This window comes from Pseudoalteromonas piratica (genome assembly GCF_000788395.1).
GTDB lineage: Bacteria > Pseudomonadota > Gammaproteobacteria > Enterobacterales > Alteromonadaceae > Pseudoalteromonas > Pseudoalteromonas piratica.
On record NZ_CP009889.1, the window covers coordinates 1,430,282 to 1,447,310 of the forward strand.

The window sequence follows — 17,029 nt, forward strand, 5'->3', positions numbered from 1 at the left end:
GGTGAGTTTTATAAGTGGATGTATTAAAAACAAAAAAAGCGTCAGCCTTTTATACAACAGGGTGGTTTAAACTGATGGCTTTGGTATTCGTCGCAAGCGCATTACTGGGCTTTATGTACACAAACTCGCATCAGGTAACGCTTAAGAAAAATGAAATCCTGTTAAGCACAGTTCAACAAGGTGATTTAGCCGTCACTGTAGAGGGCTACGGCAAACTTACGTCAAATAGTTTGAAACTGATAACCGCCCACAGCCGCGCCACGGTAGAAGAAATAATACTTAAACCCGGCTCGCACGTAACCCGTGATACTGTGATTGTTAAACTGGCAAGCCCGGAGCTCCATCATGCACTGTTAAACGCCGAGCAAGAATTAGCGCAACTCAATGCCAACTTACGCCAACTGCGAGTAAACCAGCAGCGCGAAATGCTTAATGAGCAGGCGCTTTTAACCGCAATTGAAGCCGAGTTTGAAACCGCTAAATTGCGCCGCGAAGCCGAGTACAAATTGCTTGAAAAAGGCATTGTCGCTGAATTTACCTATAAGCAAACCGCGTTAAATGAATCACAGCTATTAAAGCGTATGAACCTCTTTAAGGCGCGCCTTTCGCAGCTTTCACACGTGCACCAAGAAGCCATTAACATTCAACAAGAACGCATCAAACAATTAGGTGGGCAACTCAATATCGCAAAGCAACGAGTTGAGCAACTCAATGTAAAAGCAGGCATTGACGGTGTTATTCAGCATTTGCCTGTGCAACTAGGGCAAAGCCTTACTGCTGGCCAGGAAGTAGCGCTTATCGGTAGCATCAGTGATTTAATTGCACTAGTTCGCGTGCCACAACATCAAGCGCCTAAGCTTAAAGTGGGTCAAAGTGTATCGGTCGATACCCGAAGTGATACGATTGCAGGCCTTGTGAGTCGCATTGATCCTGTGGTGATTGATAACACAGTTGAAGTGGAAATTTCGCTAACAGAAGCATTGAGTGCCAGTGCACGCCCCGAGCAAACGATTGACGCACAGATTACCATTGAAACACTCAGCAATGTGCTTTACATCGAACGCCCAGCAAAACTCAATGCACACACTGAAGCCAATTTATATAAGCTTGACCAAGGTGCCTTGCTGGCAGCACGCACGTCAGTTAAAACCGGCAAAAAAGCAGGCCGTTACATCGAAATTACACACGGCGCATCGCGCGGTGAACAAGTGATCATCTCTGATCTAAATAACTATAAATCACAACACATTACACTTGAATAAGGGATTGCCAAATGACATTTTCTAGCACGCAAAAAAATGAAACCGTACTCACCATGCGCAATATTGCCAAGGTATTTGAAACTGAAGCCATGGAAACCCATGCACTTAAAAGCATCAACCTTGAAATCAAAAAAGGTGATTATGTGTCTATTTCAGGCCCATCAGGCTGTGGTAAATCAACCTTGTTGTCGATCATGGGTTTATTAGATATGCCAACATCAGGCGAATACTTTATTCAAGGGCATGATGTGAGCCAACTTTCGCTAGATCAAGCGGCAGAATTAAGAAATTCGACCATCGGCTTTATTTTCCAATCGTTTAACCTAATCGACGAGCTGTCGGTGTTTGATAACGTTGCGTTGCCGCTTCGCTATCATGCGGATAAGCCAAACAAAGCAACCATAAAGCAACGTGTACTGGCGTGCCTTGAGCAAGTTGGATTAAGTCACCGTGTTGATCATAAACCAAATCAACTTTCAGGCGGTCAGCAACAGCGTGTTGCAATCGCTCGAGCCTTGGTTGCACAGCCCGCTATTTTGTTAGTGGATGAGCCAACCGGTAACCTTGATTCAAAAAGTGGTGACAAGGTAATTGAAGTACTGGCCGAGCTTCATAAAGCGGGAACCACCATTTGCATGGTGACTCACGACCCACGTTACGCAGATTTGGCTGAAACGAAAATTCAGCTACTTGATGGCATGGTGTTAGAAGCGCCAAAAGCAAAAATCGCAGTGTAACTAAGATTCAGTATTGGGAGCTTTTATATGGATTTATCATTTTATCAACTAAAACAAGCCGCACTGAATTTAAAACAAAAGCCGACTTTTGTTCTCAGTGTAGTTGCATCTCTTGGTCTGGCATTAGGGGTGCTTTTAACTGTGTTAACGCTTGTGTATGCCATGCTGGTTAAGCCTTTACCTTACCCAAGCCAAGACGCGCTTTATCAAATAGAGTTACAACAATTTGATAGCTCGGGCAAACACAATGTAAGTGGCTTTAATTACCCAAGCTTAATTGATTTCTATCAACAACAAGGCATCTTCTCAAATGCAGCGCTTGTTGACTATGGCGTATCCACAATGGTGTCGCATGATGATGAGCCATTAATAAATGCAAGTTACATTACGCCTGAGTGGTTTGATTTACTGGGCGCAACAATGGCCAAGGGGCGCTACTTTTCAAAAGAAGAAGGCTTAAACAGTCATGCCGAAGTTGCCGTGATTAGTTTTGCTACCTGGCAGCAATTATTTGCTGGTAAAGAAGATATTCTGGGCACAACAATCAGCACCCGTAACAAACACTTTAAAGTTGTTGGTGTATTGAGCAAGCGATTTGTTGAGCCAGCACTTAAAGAAGTTGGCTATCAGTCAGATGTTTTTCTACCTTGGGATGCAAACCCAAGCAGCAAACGTCAAAGAGAAACCTGGTGGAGCCGTGCACATTACCGCTCTATCATAGGTACGCTTGATAACAGTCTTAATCAGTACCAAGCTGAAGAAAAAAGCTCAAGATACATTAATACAAAATGGCGCGAACAGGTTGCCGATGCAGATTACTTTAAAGGTTGGCATGTAGAAGCCAAGCTACACTCTTTCGCAGATAAAATTATTGGTGATACAAAACGCGCTGTGTATTTATTGCTGGCGAGTGTGGTGTTTTTAGTCGTCGTTGCGTTAATGAATATCACTAACCTGCTGCTTTCTCGTTTAGCTGAGAGCCACTATACCTTGTCGATTCATGCAAGCCTTGGTGCTAAGCCTAATTCTATTTTTAAACTATTGTTTATCGACAACAGCATACTTACGGCCTTATCACTTGTGGTGGCAATTGCTGTGAGTTATTTCGGCTGTGCGCTTTTACAACAGCATTTAGCCAGTATTTTACCGCGCCTAGATGAATTAGATATTGGTGGTTTTACTTTAATCGCCGCAACAATTATTGGCTTGTTGGTTGCCTTGCTGTTTTCGTTTATTGGCACACGATCGCTTAACTATAAATCATTGAATCAAGGCCTTATCAGCAGTGGTAAAGGCAGTACAGCTCAGGTATCTCAAATCACACGAAAAGCGCTTATGATAAGCCAAATAGCCATTGCCACAGTACTTATTTTTAGTGCAAGCACCATAGGGTTACGCGCTTATCAGCAAGTCACCTATGACGATGGAATGCATGCCGATAGCCTATTGAGCTTACAACTGCTTATGTATGCCGATAACTTACCAAGCTTTGCCGAACGCGATGTGCTACTTAATCAATTAAAGCAATCTCTCGAAGAACTGCCACAAGTAGAAAAGGTCAGTCGCGCAAGTTCGCCACTTACGTTTTCGCCAAATAGCTGGTCGTTGCTTGAGCTTGATTCTTTGCAGCGTGTCACTCCTATTGGTCGCAACATCGATAGCAACTACTTTGCGATGTCGGGGCAACGCCTACTCGAGGGAGAGTTATTTAGCGAAACCATGGTGAAAGACAAAGTACAACAGTTGATTATTAATCAACAGCTTGCTGAAATGCTTGCACCAAATGGCAGTGCACTTGGTAAGCGTTTATCGTTTGGCACCGATGCCAATAGCGATCAGTTTTTTGTGGTGACAGGCGTTGTATCTAATTTAAAAATACCAGGGGAAACATCTGTGCTACCTTGGGTCTATCGTCCGCTAAACGATGCGTTTAATATGACGATACGTTTAAAAGATGGTCAGTCATTAAACAAGCAAACCCTTGTTTCCACACTTGCCAATGTGTCGCCTATTTTCAGAATTTTTAAATTTGAAAAAGTAGCTGCACTTAAACAAAAACGCTTGTTTGCTTATCAGTTAGCGCTTGTTGTAACACTCGCCATAACCTTAATTAGCGTATTGCTTACCTTTATCGGTTTGTACGGTATTTTAAGCTATGTTGGCCAAATGCGACGCAGTGAAATTGCCACCCATTTAGCAATTGGTGCCAAAGGGAAAGACATCATACGCCTGATTATTAGTGATAACGTGATGGTAATTGTATTCGGTATTTGCCTCGGATTATTGGTGCTACTAGGTATCATGATTGTGTTTAATACGAGTGTCATGCAATATTTAACTGCAGCCCTGATTGCTAATTTAATTTCCACGTTAGCCATAGTGACAGTTATTTCGCTGTTAGCCTGCTATATCCCACTTAGGCAATATATCACGCGCCCAGTGATGGCATCTCTACGCGGTGACTTTGTGTAACGCTTAGGTCCTTAGATAACCAATAATGAGGTGCATACGTACCTCATTACTCGTTTTGTAACACAATGCATTATTTCAATCTGTATTTAAATCACGAGACCAATTTGGCACGAATTGATATGTCGTTGGCACGTTATGATTAACTGTCGCTGTGCATTTTTCCCTAATATATCCCCACACCAAGCACATTCAATACAAGGGCATAACGATGAAAAACACAGTACTTATTACAGGCGCATCCAATGGCATCGGTTTAGAGCTGGCACATATTCACGCTGAGAATGGGGATGATTTAGTCATTGTGGCACGTTCTGAAAATAAACTTACAGAATTAAAGCACACTCTCGAAACGAAACATGGTGTTAGCGTTCACGTTATTAGCGCCGACTTATCATTACCTGAATCAGCACAACAAGTATTTGAACGCACAACTTCGCTTGGTTTAAACATCGATATTTTAATCAACAACGCTGGTTTTGGCGGACATGGTAAGTTTGTAGAGCGAACGCTGGCAGACGATCTCGCCATGATGCAATTAAATATGATGACACTCACCAGCTTAACCCATTTATATTTGCAAGGTATGATAGCGCGAGATAATGGTAAAATACTGAACGTATCTTCAACTGCATCGTTTATGCCTGGCCCTCTGCAAGCGGTATATTACGCAACCAAAGCCTATGTTACCTCGTTTAGCCAAGCCCTTGCTGAAGAGGTTAAACATCACAATATTACAGTCACCGCGTTATGCCCAGGCACTGTTGATACTGGCTTTGTCGCAGCGGGAAACCTTGATGGATTAGATGCTTGGAAAAATGCCAAATCAGCACGTTCTGTTGCCGAATATGGTTACAAAGGTATGCAAAAAGGCGAATTAGTCACCTTTAACGAATCGTCACTTAAGTTTTTGATAAATTGGATCATCCCATTGCTACCACGTAAAATGGTATTAAACATGTCGCGCCAATTTATGGAAAAATAAGCAATTGATGTAATTTTTATCTAGCGGATCACATTATGAAACGAGCAAGCAAATTTACCATTCCACCCAATTGGAAAGTACTATTCAATGACCTTGGTATATCTCTGCATGAAGTGCTGGCACATGCAGGCTTGCCTCAACAATTATTTGAGCAAAATAAAGTCCAACTGACACCGTCCCAGTACTTTGACTTATGGCACGGCATTGAAGCGGTGTCTAACAATGATGAAATGCCACTTAAAGTTGCGGAAGTGATCAGCCTCGAATCGTGTGACGTGCCTATTTATGCTGCATTGTGCAGTACTGATCTGAATGCTGCTCTGGCGCGTTTACGTGACTACAAACCGTTAATCGGTCCTTTAACGTTAGATATTAAACAAGATGCGTCATCAACCACGCTCACCCTAGGTTGTTACGGCCATAAGGGTGAATTACCCAAAACGCTTAATTTAGTTGAAATGATATTTTTTACGCAATTAGCGCGTCTTGCAACCCGAGAGCGAATACCCGCTCAAAAAGTAGTACTGCCTTTGCTGCCAAAATCATTAGCTAAGTATGAAGCTTTTTTTGGTTGCGAGATTTCTCAAGGTGAAAATGCACAAATTAGCTTTTCAGCAAAGGATGCCGCCACCCCCTTTCTAACCGATAATCAGGCTATGTTGGCACTGTTTGATGGTGAGCTGCAAAAGAAACTAGATGCTATACAAAGTGACGATTCACTCTCAGAAAAAGTAGCCGCTGTTTTAGTTGGCTCATTACCGCAAGGTGAAAGCAGTGCTGATTTTGTAGCAAAACATATGGCAATGAGTAAACGTACATTACAGCGCAAACTCGCAAGCGAAAATCAGAGCTTTCAATCTGTATTACAAAACGTAAGACAGGAACTTGCTGCGCACTATCTCACTCAAACCAATTTACCAATGCAAGAAGTCTCTTTTTTATTGGGTTTTCATGAATACAACTCATTTGTACGCGCATATAACAGTTGGACAGGGTGTTCGCCCTCACAGATACGAAGCACTGCAAATCACTAAAATGTGACAATTGGTGCGCTTGAGAAATAGCACTCGTTTTCGCACAAACAAACTTTTCCTGTTATGGATAAAACCCTGACATAGCGCCCTTTTGTCGTTAGAGATTTTGAGTTTTATAAAATTTAATTAACAATCACCTAGATGCAAACCGCTTACTCTGATTGAATAGAACAGTGTGCATCTAGGTACTCTTTTATAAACATTTGCAGCTTAATTGAAAGCGCTAAATCAACTGATTCACCTATCTCAAAAGGTAAAAAGTGTGCTGCGCCAAGTACAGTTTGATATGCCAATTGAGTTGCCATTTCATCTGTTAAACCTGATTTAACACCCGAGTTCACCAATTGTTCAACGAGTATAGAAAATTCGTAATCAGGCTTGTTCTGAGTGACCACAGTAAAATGGTCTTGTCCAGTTTCATTGCGCATTGTAATACTTCTCTACATTAAAATTGGGTGATTACAGTTACACCTGGTGTATTGTTCTTATCCAGTTGGGTTAACACGTCTATTGATTGTGCAAGCGTGATCGTTTTCCCTAATAGTCTCTCAGGTTGCAGCTTACCGGATAAAATCATTGCTAACATGGCATCGTAACGGTGCGCCTGCATGCCATGACTGCCAATAATCTCAAGCTCATGAGCGATCACTTTATCCATTGGAATGCTTGGGTTAGCCTGATCAGCGAGCAGCAGCCCCACCTGAATATGCTTACCGAGTGTACGTAAACTGTTAATTGAATTCACACACGTTATTGGATGACCTAATGCATCAAGCGAGACATGCACACCACCTTTGGTCAAATCTTTAATCGCTAATGGCACATCATCGACTTGATTAGCATTGATGGTTGCAACAGCACCTAGACTTCGCGCGAGTGAAAGGGCATCATCATCTATATCAACTGCAATGACATTTGCGCCAATGGCGTTTGCAATCATCACAGCCGATAACCCAACACCACCACAACCGTGCACAGCAATCCAGTTGCCAGCAGTGACTTGACCTTGATCGACTACAGCGCGAAAAGACGTGACAAAGCGACAGCCTAAACTGGCCGCAGTAACAAAATCCATGCTTTCAGGCAAAGCAACTAAGTTAACATTGGCATGATCAACTCCCACATATTCGGCAAAAGAACCCCACTGAGTAAAACCAGGCTGAGTTTGACTACTGCACACCTGTTGATTACCCGAATGACAGTGTGAGCACGCACCACACGCATATATAAAGGGTACAGTTACGCGATCGCCCACTTTAAATTGCGTGACATCTCTGCCAACGGCGGCAATAGTGCCCGCAAATTCATGACCCGGTACGTGCGGTAATTCTATCCCTGGATCATGTCCCATCCAGCCATGCCAATCACTGCGACAAACACCTGTCGCCTCTACTTTTACCACCACACCATGATTTTTTGGCGTTGGATCTGCCACATTCATTATTTGCGGCGCTTGGACAAAGTTTTCATAAACAACGGCTTTCATAATCACCTCACATTAGTTACTTGCACACTTGCTACTTTACGTAATAGCGCTGAAATTACCTTGCTATTTTGAATTGAAAAAACGCTGATTTTGAAATAGTCTTTTATTTAGACAATTGAAATAGAAAGAGTCCTCCATTGAGCGAGCTAGATAAGACAGATAAACGCATTTTGGAACTACTGCAATCAAATGGTCGGCTTTCGAGCGCTAAGATTGCTAGTACATTATCGCTAAGTGAAACCCCTTGTTGGCGACGTATAAAACGGCTAGAAGAACAGGGGTATATAGAAGATTACCAGGCAAATCTGAATCGCCGTAAAGTGGGTTTTGGTGTTATGGCGTTCGTGCAATTGACCTATATAGAACATGATGAAAAAACCACCAAAGACTTCGAACAAATGATCCTCGCCTGTGATAGTGTTCTGGCATGCTACAACATGACAGGTGATGCTGATTTTTTACTGCAAGTTGTTGCAAAGGATCTGGATGATTACAGCGCCTTCATTGATAACGTGTTGCGAAAGCTTTCAGGTGTATCGAGCATACGTTCAAGCATCTCATTAAAAGAAATAAAATCATCATCACGATTGCCCATTAACTAAAATCCGCCAACAGAGTGCTCCTTTCAATAGTGGCAATGGTCAGCTACTGCAATATCTGACCATTGCCCCCTCTATTTAGATTGTAAATCCGCATGCAGACTAAATACGTCTTAGAGCAGATGCTTTGTCTTTATGTTTAATCACTCAGTTTAAACAAGCTTACCTTTAAAAAGACTTAAAAAATGAGGTTTTGTTATCTCAACAAATACATTCATCGCCGAATAAAAAATATCGTTAATACACTTGCTATCTCATTAACTTTTAGTGTTTTACCCTGTAAATAGCTGAATTTTGTCAATTTCATTTTCGAACACGCATTCCATTTTCGCGCAAAAACACACAAAAAAGCAGTCTGTATAAAAATTAAAAGCGCATAAAAACAAACACTTAACAAATGGCATGGTTTTTGTTATTGGTTTTAATAAATACATTAACAAGGACAGCACATGGATGTTATGACGCATTCCGAAAAACCTTGGTTGAATAAACTAAAAAACACAAAGTTATTCGCTATTTTTGCCTTCGCGCTACTGACATTAATTATTTGGCTTAAATCATCCTATAACGTTGGTGTACAGCGTGATCATATCAATATTAAGTCGGTTAAACGTGGGGATTTACCGCTTGTAATCAATACATATGGCAAGCTGATTTCACAGGATACGCGTATATTGACCACGCCGGTTGCTGCTACAGTTGAGAAAATTCACCTCAAGCCCGGTGCGCAAGTGAATAAAGACAGCATCATTCTCGAACTTGTGAATCCTGAACTAAACCAGAAGGTTGAAGCTGCTCAATTAGCATTACACCAAGCCAATACGAAGTTAAAAAAACTAGAGATAGAGCTACAAGACCAACAACTCCAACATCAATCTAATATTGCGTTATTAAAAGCCGAACTTAAATCGGCGCGCTTGCAATACACGGCTGAGAAAAACCTAGAAAACAGTGGCACAATTTCAAAATTACAAATTCAAACCTCAGCAATTACGGTTGAGCAACTTGAAGTGCGTCTTGCCATTGCTGAGCAACGTATTAATCATTTAAAAGCCATTAACCAGACTCGATTATCTGTTGAAAAAGAATTAGTTAAACTTGCTCAAAGTCAGTTGAGTTTACAACTTAAAAATAAAGAATCATTAATTGTACGCTCTAACATCGACGGTGTATTACAGCGCTTACCAGTTGAGCTGGGCGAAAACATTGTCGCAGGTAGCAAACTCGCAGAAGTTGGTAGTGTGAGTAACCTTGATGCAGAGCTCAAATTACCGCAAAGCCATGCCGCCGAAATTGCATTAGGAAACCCTGTAATGTTAACCGTTGCTATGCAACCTGTTTCAGCGGTTGTCAGCCGAATTGACCCAGTTGTGACAAATGGTTATGTCACGATTGAAGCTAAAATTGAACAACCATTACCAAAAAGCGCCCGCCCAGAGATCAATATTCAAGGGTTTATCACCTCAAATGTCATCTCTGACGCATTGTATGTTGAAACACCTGCCAATATCGCCAGCCATTCAAAAGTGGACATGTTTTTAGTAGATGATGGAGAGCAAATCGCAGAGGCAACCACTGTGTCATTTGGCCGTATTGCAGGCCAGTATATTGAAGTGCTAAATGGCGTAGAAGCTAACCAACAACTGGTGATTTCCGATATGCAGCAATGGCAAAACTACAAACAAATCGCACTGATTAATTAAGGGAAGAAGATGAATAATAAAAGCGTAATTGAGTTAACGAATATTACCCGCAAGTTTATTACTCAAGATATGACCACAACCGCGGTAGATAATATTAATCTTTCAATAAACCAAGGTGATTACGTTGCGATTACTGGGCCATCGGGTTGTGGTAAGTCAACCTTGTTATCGATTTTAGGATTGATGGATAAAGCCACATCTGGCAGCTACCTACTCAATGGCATTGATGTGAATAAGCTCAATACTGATCAGCTAGCTGAGGTAAGAAATAAAGAAATTGGATTTATATTTCAGTCATTTAACCTTATTGATGAGTTAACCGTGTGGGAAAATGTTGCCCTGCCATTGTATTACAGTGCAAGCAAAGGAGCAGGTGCTAAAAAAGCAGCCGTTGAAGCGTTAGACAAAGTCGAAATGCGTCATCGACTTAATCATTTCCCAACGCAACTTTCTGGCGGGCAACAGCAACGTGTTGCGATTGCCAGAGCATTGGTTATGTCTCCTTCCATTTTATTAATTGATGAACCAACAGGGAATTTGGACTCGCACAATGGCGACATTGTGATGGCAATGCTTAGCGACTTAAACAACCAAGGCACAACCTTATGCATGGTGACGCATGATGCTCGCTATGCTAATCAAGCAAAACGCCGAATTGATTTGTTTGACGGTAAAGTTTTAGGGTCTATTCAAAATATGGAAGTTGCTTAAATGAGTGCATATTGGTTAATGGAACTGCGCGTAGCCATGCGCGCACTGACAAAACGGCCACAATTTGTATTAACCGTTGTGATTACCTTAGCCTTATCCATGGCGACTGTGATCAGTGTGTTTAGCTTAAATAGCTTGTTGTTACTACAAAGCTTGCCATTTAAAGATGCACAGCAACAATATGTTGTCGACTTTAAGTTAGACTTTGCAGGCAAAACCTTTCCTTCACTGCCCGTGTTAAAAAGACGCTTTGTGGAAAACCAAACGAGCTTTGAAAGCGCTTCTCTTTATGTCGGTGAAACCCGAACATTAGAACTGCAACACCAGTTATTTAAGTTAGAAACAGCCTTTGTATCAGCCAGCTATTTTGACCAATTAGGCCTTGCAACAACCCATGGTAGAGCCTTTAACCACAATGAAAAACTAAATAACTTTACGCCATCAACGGTATTGTCTTACCAGTTATGGCAAGAAAAATTTTCTGCTTCTCCGGCGATCATTGGCCGTCAAATCAACATTGACGGCACTTTTTTTTCTGTTGTCGGCGTACTGAAAAAAGGGGTGCTATCACCTGATAATTTAGCCTCAGAACAGCCTCAATTGTACCTTCCTCTGGATTACAGCAATGCGGATTTGTTTGGCAATAAAAACATTTCTGAAGGTGACGCCAGTATCATTGCGAAAGGGAATGCTAACAACCACACATCTTACCTTAATGACGTTCAAAGCCTTGCAAATAAATTAAAAACGGAAATAAATAATCCATTGTTAAGCTTTGGCACACTAAAAGCGCATGTTACGCCTTTGCGAGAGGCGATTATTGGCGATTCTGACCGCCTTTCTTTGCTTTTATTGTTAGGCGCATTGATGCTGTTACTGGTTGCCTGCGCAAACCTATCGAATCTATTTATTGCGCGCTCTGTCGAATCGAAACAAGACTTCGCAATTCATGTTGCTGTGGGAGCAAAACACAAGCAACTGTTTAACAAACTGCTGATGGAAAGCTCTTTGTTATCGTTTGCCTCCGGCATCATGGCGTTATTAATTGCAGTATGGGCTATCGAACTGATTAAATTTATTGGCAGTGATTCATTACCGCGTTTAAACCAACTATCCATAGACAGCTATACCTTGCTTTTCTCAATGCTAATTTGTTGTTTGTTAGCATTATTCTTTTCGTATATCCCCTTTTGGTTATCACGTAACGCCTCGCTCAACCAGCAAATGCAAACCTCAGGAAAAGGTGGCGGAAAACAAAATTCAGCGCGCTCACGAGTAGCACTGTTATTAGGGCAATCTGCACTTGTGTCGATGCTACTGTGCTTTTCATCACTCTTTTTGCAAAAGTCACTCACAGAGCTTGAAAAAGTGACCGGGTTTAACACCGAACAAAGAGCAATTCTTACACTTGAGAGAAAGAATAAGGCCTTGTCAAAAGGTGAATTGGCCAGTGCGTTGCCTGCAGTAATAGAACAAATAAGGCAATTACCTGAAGTAACTAATGTGGCTTTAAGTAATTCAAGCCCTGTTATTATGGCGGGCGTTGTTTTTCCGGTACAAAAAAGCATTGACTCAGCGGAGTATATGCTGTCTGTAAATAAAGCTCAGCCTAATTTCTTTGATGTGCTTGGTATTGAGTTTATTAAAGGCTCAACCTTTAGTCAGAACAGTGCTGAAGCAACTTATGAAGTTATTCTCAATCAAAGTAGTGCGCGTCTTTTACTCGGTGAAAACTGGGCTATTGGCGATTCTGTGTTTGTTACAGGCCGCCCTTACAAATTGGTTGGCGTGATAAAAGACACCTTTCGAGCACGTTATTTACGATCTCAATTAGGCAATGAATTGGTGATTGTTCCCTATAACAAAATCAATGGCGACATGCTGCCATCAGAGCAAATCGTATTAAATATTTATCATGGAAAGTCAAAACATTTTAATTTCAGCAATATTGATAGCATTATCAATTCACCTACCAGTGCATTTAGCATTACTTCACTACAAAGCTTACAAGACGTTTTAGAAGAAGAAGTACATTTAGCCAAGACGACAGCTATTTTGGCGGCTTCATTCTGCTTGCTAACATTGTTGTTAGCTGCGATTGGCGTGTGGGGTATCGTTAACTACAGCGCAAAAATGCGCCATTTTGAATTTGGTATTCGAATGGCACTGGGCGCCAAAAAAGTACATTTACTTAAAATGATGCTGCTTGAAAATATAAAACCGCTTTCATTTGGCATGTTTTCTGGTGTTGCTTTAGCCACCCTCATTATCCAAGCTAATGCGGCTCACTTCTCTTTATTTGGCTATTTACAGGTCGGTTATTTAGCACCAATGATTATTGCCATGATACTCACCACATTGATAGCAATTATTAAACCCGTTACTCAGGTGGTAAATGACGCACCTATGAGCGCGCTTAAACGTGAACAATAAACTCTATTTATACTTAAACGCAAAAGGAAAAAGCATGAGAACAAAGCTTATCACACTCGTAACACTGTTAATGATGACATCATTAAATGTATCTGCCGCAATCGAAAAACAAACGCTGTCGGTAGCGGAAGAAGTGTTATTTCAACGTATGTTCTTGGAAAAAACACTTTCTATGCCTCAAGTTAAAGTATTTAACAAGCAAGGCGTATTGTTATATGGCACAAATAAAGCAGATGAAGAATTAAAAGTTAATATGCTTAAAGGGTTATCAGTGATAACTAATAAAGGCGAAAATAAATTCACTAGCCACCTTAAAGGGATTACCACAGCTGATGGCGCTGCAATCAATTTAGATGACTTTAAACAGGAGATTATCGTTGTTGAAAGTTATGTAGATTGGTTTGAAGATAGTAAAAAGCAGCGCAAAGATATTGAACACGTCTTATCAAAAGTGCAAAACAAAGATGTGCTTTGGCTGGTACTGGATGTTGATCCTAAAAAAATGGCCAATGCGAATGTCACTGTAACACATATCGAATAAGCTAATTAACCTCAAGGAGTACCCCGTACTCCTTATACCAACTTAATTAATCATTTGATCATTCTAGCGAGTTAAATGACCAGCTAATTAATGCAATTGGTACTATTTATCGACTTTACTTATGTTGGCTTTTTGTTAACATTTCAGGCACATAGGAAGGAAACACTCGTTGTATGAAGAATGATGAACACGCTGTAACGCGAATATTAGTAGTTGATGACCAAATTGATATTCGTACTACGCTTCGTTATTTATTAAGTGAAAAAGGTTATGTGGTACTGGATGCCAGCAGCCCTGCCGACGCATTATTGTTGCTAAAAAACACATCTGTCGATCTCGTTTTAACCGATATGAACTTCCGTAAAGACACAACATCAGGCCAAGAAGGGCTTTCATTTGTTGCAACTTTGGGACAACTCTATCCCGAGCTAACGGTGCTAGTCATGACTGCTTGGTCTACCGTGCCATTGGCAGTACAAGCTATGCAAATTGGTGCCCGTGATTTCATAGAAAAGCCATGGGAAAACCACCAGCTTTACGACATTATTGCCACCCAGTTAAAAATTAGCAAAAGCGTAAGCCATACAAACCCTTCGTTAAACGAAAGTAATGGCATCATTTACCAATCTGCTCTTTTTGAAAACCTAATGCAGCAAATTGAGAAAGTCAGCCTGTCTCATGCAAATGTACTTTTAACGGGTGAAAATGGCACTGGCAAAAGCTTACTCGCCCATCATATTCATCAAACATCACCACGTAATGAGTTTCCGTTTGTTAGTGTTAACTTAGGTGCAGTGCCAGAGCAATTATTTGAAAGTGAATTATTTGGACATAAACGTGGAGCATTTACTGGCGCCTTTGAAGACAGAGCCGGACGTATTGCTGCCGCCGGACAGGGCACCCTATTTTTAGACGAACTTGCGACCACATGTACACAAAATCAAGCAAAACTATTACGGGTGCTGGAGTCTAAAAAGTATGAATGTATTGGCAGTAGCGATACCAATATAATGGCATGTCGAATTATTTCTGCAACCAATGCAAATATTCGCGAACTTATCGCAAGCAATGAGTTTCGAGAGGATTTATATTACCGTCTCAATACGGTAGAAATTAGAGTCCCCGCCTTGCGCGAGCGCAAAGAAGATATCTTGCCAATTGCACAGTACTACCTTGAAACAATCGGTAAAGAATATCAAAAGCCTGAATTAACATTCAGTAAACACTGCCAAGATAAGCTTATTGCACATCCTTGGCCTGGCAATACGCGAGAATTAAAACATACCATTGAGCGCGCAATTATTTTTAGCGATTCAAGTGTTATTGAATTAGATCACTTATCACAAGATTCAGCGCCAGTCGAACATTCACAACCTGTTGCGCCACTCGCACAAGTGGAAGAAGCATTAATTATTAAAGCGTTGGAGCAAGCCAATGGTAATATCAATGTATCCGCAGAATTACTGGGGATCAGCCGCAGCGCATTATATCGTAGGATAGAAAAACATGGAGTCCAATACAAAAAATACCTCTAGTTTCGAGCAGCAACTCAACTTAAGGTTTGCAAGTTTATTGGCGTTACAATTGCTGTCACTTGGCTTATTTTGTGCCGTTTCTAGCTGGTCTTTTGTGCAAAACTTAACAATTGCATTACCCATTATGGTGATTGCAATTTGGCAGAGCAAAATAACCATTGGCAAGGTGCGTTCAATCTTGAATGTACTGGTGAATAGTTTCGAACACATCAACTCAAGTAGCTTTAACACATCCCCCCATTTACCTTACAAAAAAGGGGTGTTGCACTCGCTCAACATTGAATATGACAAATTACAAAGTCAGCTTAGGCATGCCAATTTTAGCCGCCAGAAAGATGCATACATCATGTATCAACTGTTAGAGCAATTAGACACGCCGATTTTCTTATTTGATCACCGCAAGCTCTTGGTCAATGCTAATCCCAAGTCAAAGTTATTTTTAGGTAATGATTGGCGCTTATTTAAAGGTGATAGCCTGGAGCATCTTGGCTTTAGTTTGACTGAAAACAATCAAATTGTTTGCCAACAGCACAATGATACTTGGTCGGTAAAAAGTTGTGTTTCGACATCTGAAGATAACAAATTTTATCTCGTTATTTTGCAAAATATTGAACAAGCATTACGAGCTAAAGAGCTCAGCGCATGGCATCAGTTAATCAAGGTGATCGGGCATGAAGTGCGAAACTCTTTAACACCCATTTATGCTCTAAGTAATGCATTGGCTGACGATTTCAAAGACGATAAGAATAAATATGAAGCTTTATCATTAATTGCAACGCGCAGTAAAAGTTTGCAATCTTTTATCAATAGAACAACTGAATTGGCCCATATCCCAAAACCCGCAGTTGAACAAATCGATATTAAGCAAAAGTTAGAAGATGTGTGTAATTTATTACCAAACATCAATTACAGTTTAAAAATTAATGCCCCTTTTATTGATGCTGATCCTGTGCAACTAGAACAAGTACTGGTCAACCTCATCAAAAACGCAGACGAAGCAATGACAGAAAAAGACGTTATTTCGATTTTAACCTATCAAACAAATAATGGCTGTCAGATTGAAATAACCGATAAGGGAACTGGTATTTACGAACAAAACAATTTATTTGTGCCGTTCTACACAACCAAAGAATTTGGCTCTGGCATTGGCTTAGCATTAAGTAAGCAATTGATTGAAGCTCATAATGGCAAAATTAGTATTAAAAACAATGCTGACAACATAGGTGTGACCGTTTCTGTTTGGCTACCATTCACTTTAAATCCACACTAAAACGTATTCGTTTAAAAAAGTCAGAACAGATTTCATAACGTATTCACTGATAAACAGCGCATGTTTATCAGTGAATACTTTTACTTCTTAAAAAGTGATAATTAGATTTTGGTTATTTAATGCCATTACTCAACGTGTTTACTTCAAAGAAAGCAAAATTCTGAAATATTTTTATACAAAGTTAGACTTAAAACCAGTCTCTTTATTACTCAAAAATACACCCACGTTTTTATTTTCGAAATCACGCCTCATAACTGAACCACA

At 40.7% G+C, this 17,029-nt stretch carries 14 protein-coding genes; 12 read left to right on the plus strand and 2 right to left on the minus strand.

Annotation, left to right across the window (positions count from 1 at the left end; genetic code table 11):
* Nucleotides 1-14 precede the first annotated feature (14 nt).
* From OM33_RS21035 to OM33_RS21055, 5 genes are all read left to right on the plus strand, one after another.
* Complete coding sequence (locus tag OM33_RS21035; RefSeq protein ID WP_040136552.1) at nucleotides 15-1,262, plus strand: efflux RND transporter periplasmic adaptor subunit; 1,248 nt, start codon at nucleotides 15-17, stop codon at nucleotides 1,260-1,262.
* Nucleotides 1,263-1,273: 11 nt separating this feature from the next.
* Nucleotides 1,274-1,999: an ABC transporter ATP-binding protein gene (locus tag OM33_RS21040; RefSeq protein ID WP_040136554.1), complete on the plus strand. Its 726-nt coding sequence runs from the start codon at nucleotides 1,274-1,276 to the stop codon at nucleotides 1,997-1,999.
* 27 nt (nucleotides 2,000-2,026) lie between these two features.
* Nucleotides 2,027-4,471, plus strand: a complete 2,445-nt coding sequence (locus tag OM33_RS21045) for an ABC transporter permease (RefSeq protein ID WP_040136556.1) — start codon at nucleotides 2,027-2,029, stop codon at nucleotides 4,469-4,471.
* A gap of 208 nt (nucleotides 4,472-4,679) precedes the next feature.
* Complete coding sequence (locus OM33_RS21050) at nucleotides 4,680-5,453, plus strand: SDR family NAD(P)-dependent oxidoreductase (protein ID WP_040136558.1); 774 nt, start codon at nucleotides 4,680-4,682, stop codon at nucleotides 5,451-5,453.
* A 35-nt stretch (nucleotides 5,454-5,488) separates the two neighbouring features.
* Complete coding sequence (locus OM33_RS21055) at nucleotides 5,489-6,487, plus strand: AraC family transcriptional regulator (protein WP_040136560.1); 999 nt, start codon at nucleotides 5,489-5,491, stop codon at nucleotides 6,485-6,487.
* Between the two features lie 152 nt (nucleotides 6,488-6,639).
* Here the strand turns inward: OM33_RS21055 and OM33_RS21060 are convergent, their stop codons facing one another.
* A complete protein-coding gene (locus OM33_RS21060) occupies nucleotides 6,640-6,915 on the minus strand; it encodes a pyrroline-5-carboxylate reductase dimerization domain-containing protein (protein ID WP_040136562.1) in 276 nt (91 codons plus the stop codon).
* A 17-nt stretch (nucleotides 6,916-6,932) separates the two neighbouring features.
* On the minus strand, nucleotides 6,933-7,973 hold the full coding sequence (locus tag OM33_RS21065) for a zinc-dependent alcohol dehydrogenase family protein (RefSeq protein WP_040136564.1): 1,041 nt from the start codon (nucleotides 7,971-7,973) through the stop codon (nucleotides 6,933-6,935).
* 137 nt (nucleotides 7,974-8,110) lie between these two features.
* On the opposite strand from OM33_RS21065, the gene OM33_RS21070 reads away from it, so the two are divergent.
* From OM33_RS21070 to OM33_RS21100, 7 genes are all read left to right on the plus strand, one after another.
* Nucleotides 8,111-8,575 (plus strand): Lrp/AsnC family transcriptional regulator, encoded by a 465-nt coding sequence (locus tag OM33_RS21070; protein WP_040136565.1) that lies wholly within the window; start codon nucleotides 8,111-8,113, stop codon nucleotides 8,573-8,575.
* Nucleotides 8,576-9,021: 446 nt separating this feature from the next.
* The gene (locus tag OM33_RS21075) at nucleotides 9,022-10,275 is read left to right on the plus strand and encodes an efflux RND transporter periplasmic adaptor subunit (protein WP_040136567.1); all 1,254 of its coding nucleotides are present in this window, start codon (nucleotides 9,022-9,024) and stop codon (nucleotides 10,273-10,275) included.
* 9 nt (nucleotides 10,276-10,284) lie between these two features.
* The gene (locus OM33_RS21080) at nucleotides 10,285-10,986 is read left to right on the plus strand and encodes an ABC transporter ATP-binding protein (protein WP_040136569.1); all 702 of its coding nucleotides are present in this window, start codon (nucleotides 10,285-10,287) and stop codon (nucleotides 10,984-10,986) included.
* Complete coding sequence (locus OM33_RS21085) at nucleotides 10,987-13,419, plus strand: ABC transporter permease (protein WP_040136572.1); 2,433 nt, start codon at nucleotides 10,987-10,989, stop codon at nucleotides 13,417-13,419.
* Between the two features lie 34 nt (nucleotides 13,420-13,453).
* Complete coding sequence (locus tag OM33_RS21090; protein WP_040136574.1) at nucleotides 13,454-13,960, plus strand: hypothetical protein; 507 nt, start codon at nucleotides 13,454-13,456, stop codon at nucleotides 13,958-13,960.
* A gap of 173 nt (nucleotides 13,961-14,133) precedes the next feature.
* Nucleotides 14,134-15,495 (plus strand): sigma-54-dependent transcriptional regulator, encoded by a 1,362-nt coding sequence (locus OM33_RS21095; RefSeq protein WP_040136576.1) that lies wholly within the window; start codon nucleotides 14,134-14,136, stop codon nucleotides 15,493-15,495.
* A complete protein-coding gene (locus tag OM33_RS21100; protein WP_040136578.1) occupies nucleotides 15,467-16,765 on the plus strand; it encodes a sensor histidine kinase in 1,299 nt (432 codons plus the stop codon). Before OM33_RS21095 ends, OM33_RS21100 begins: the two co-directional genes overlap by 29 nt.
* Nucleotides 16,766-17,029: the final 264 nt, after the last annotated feature.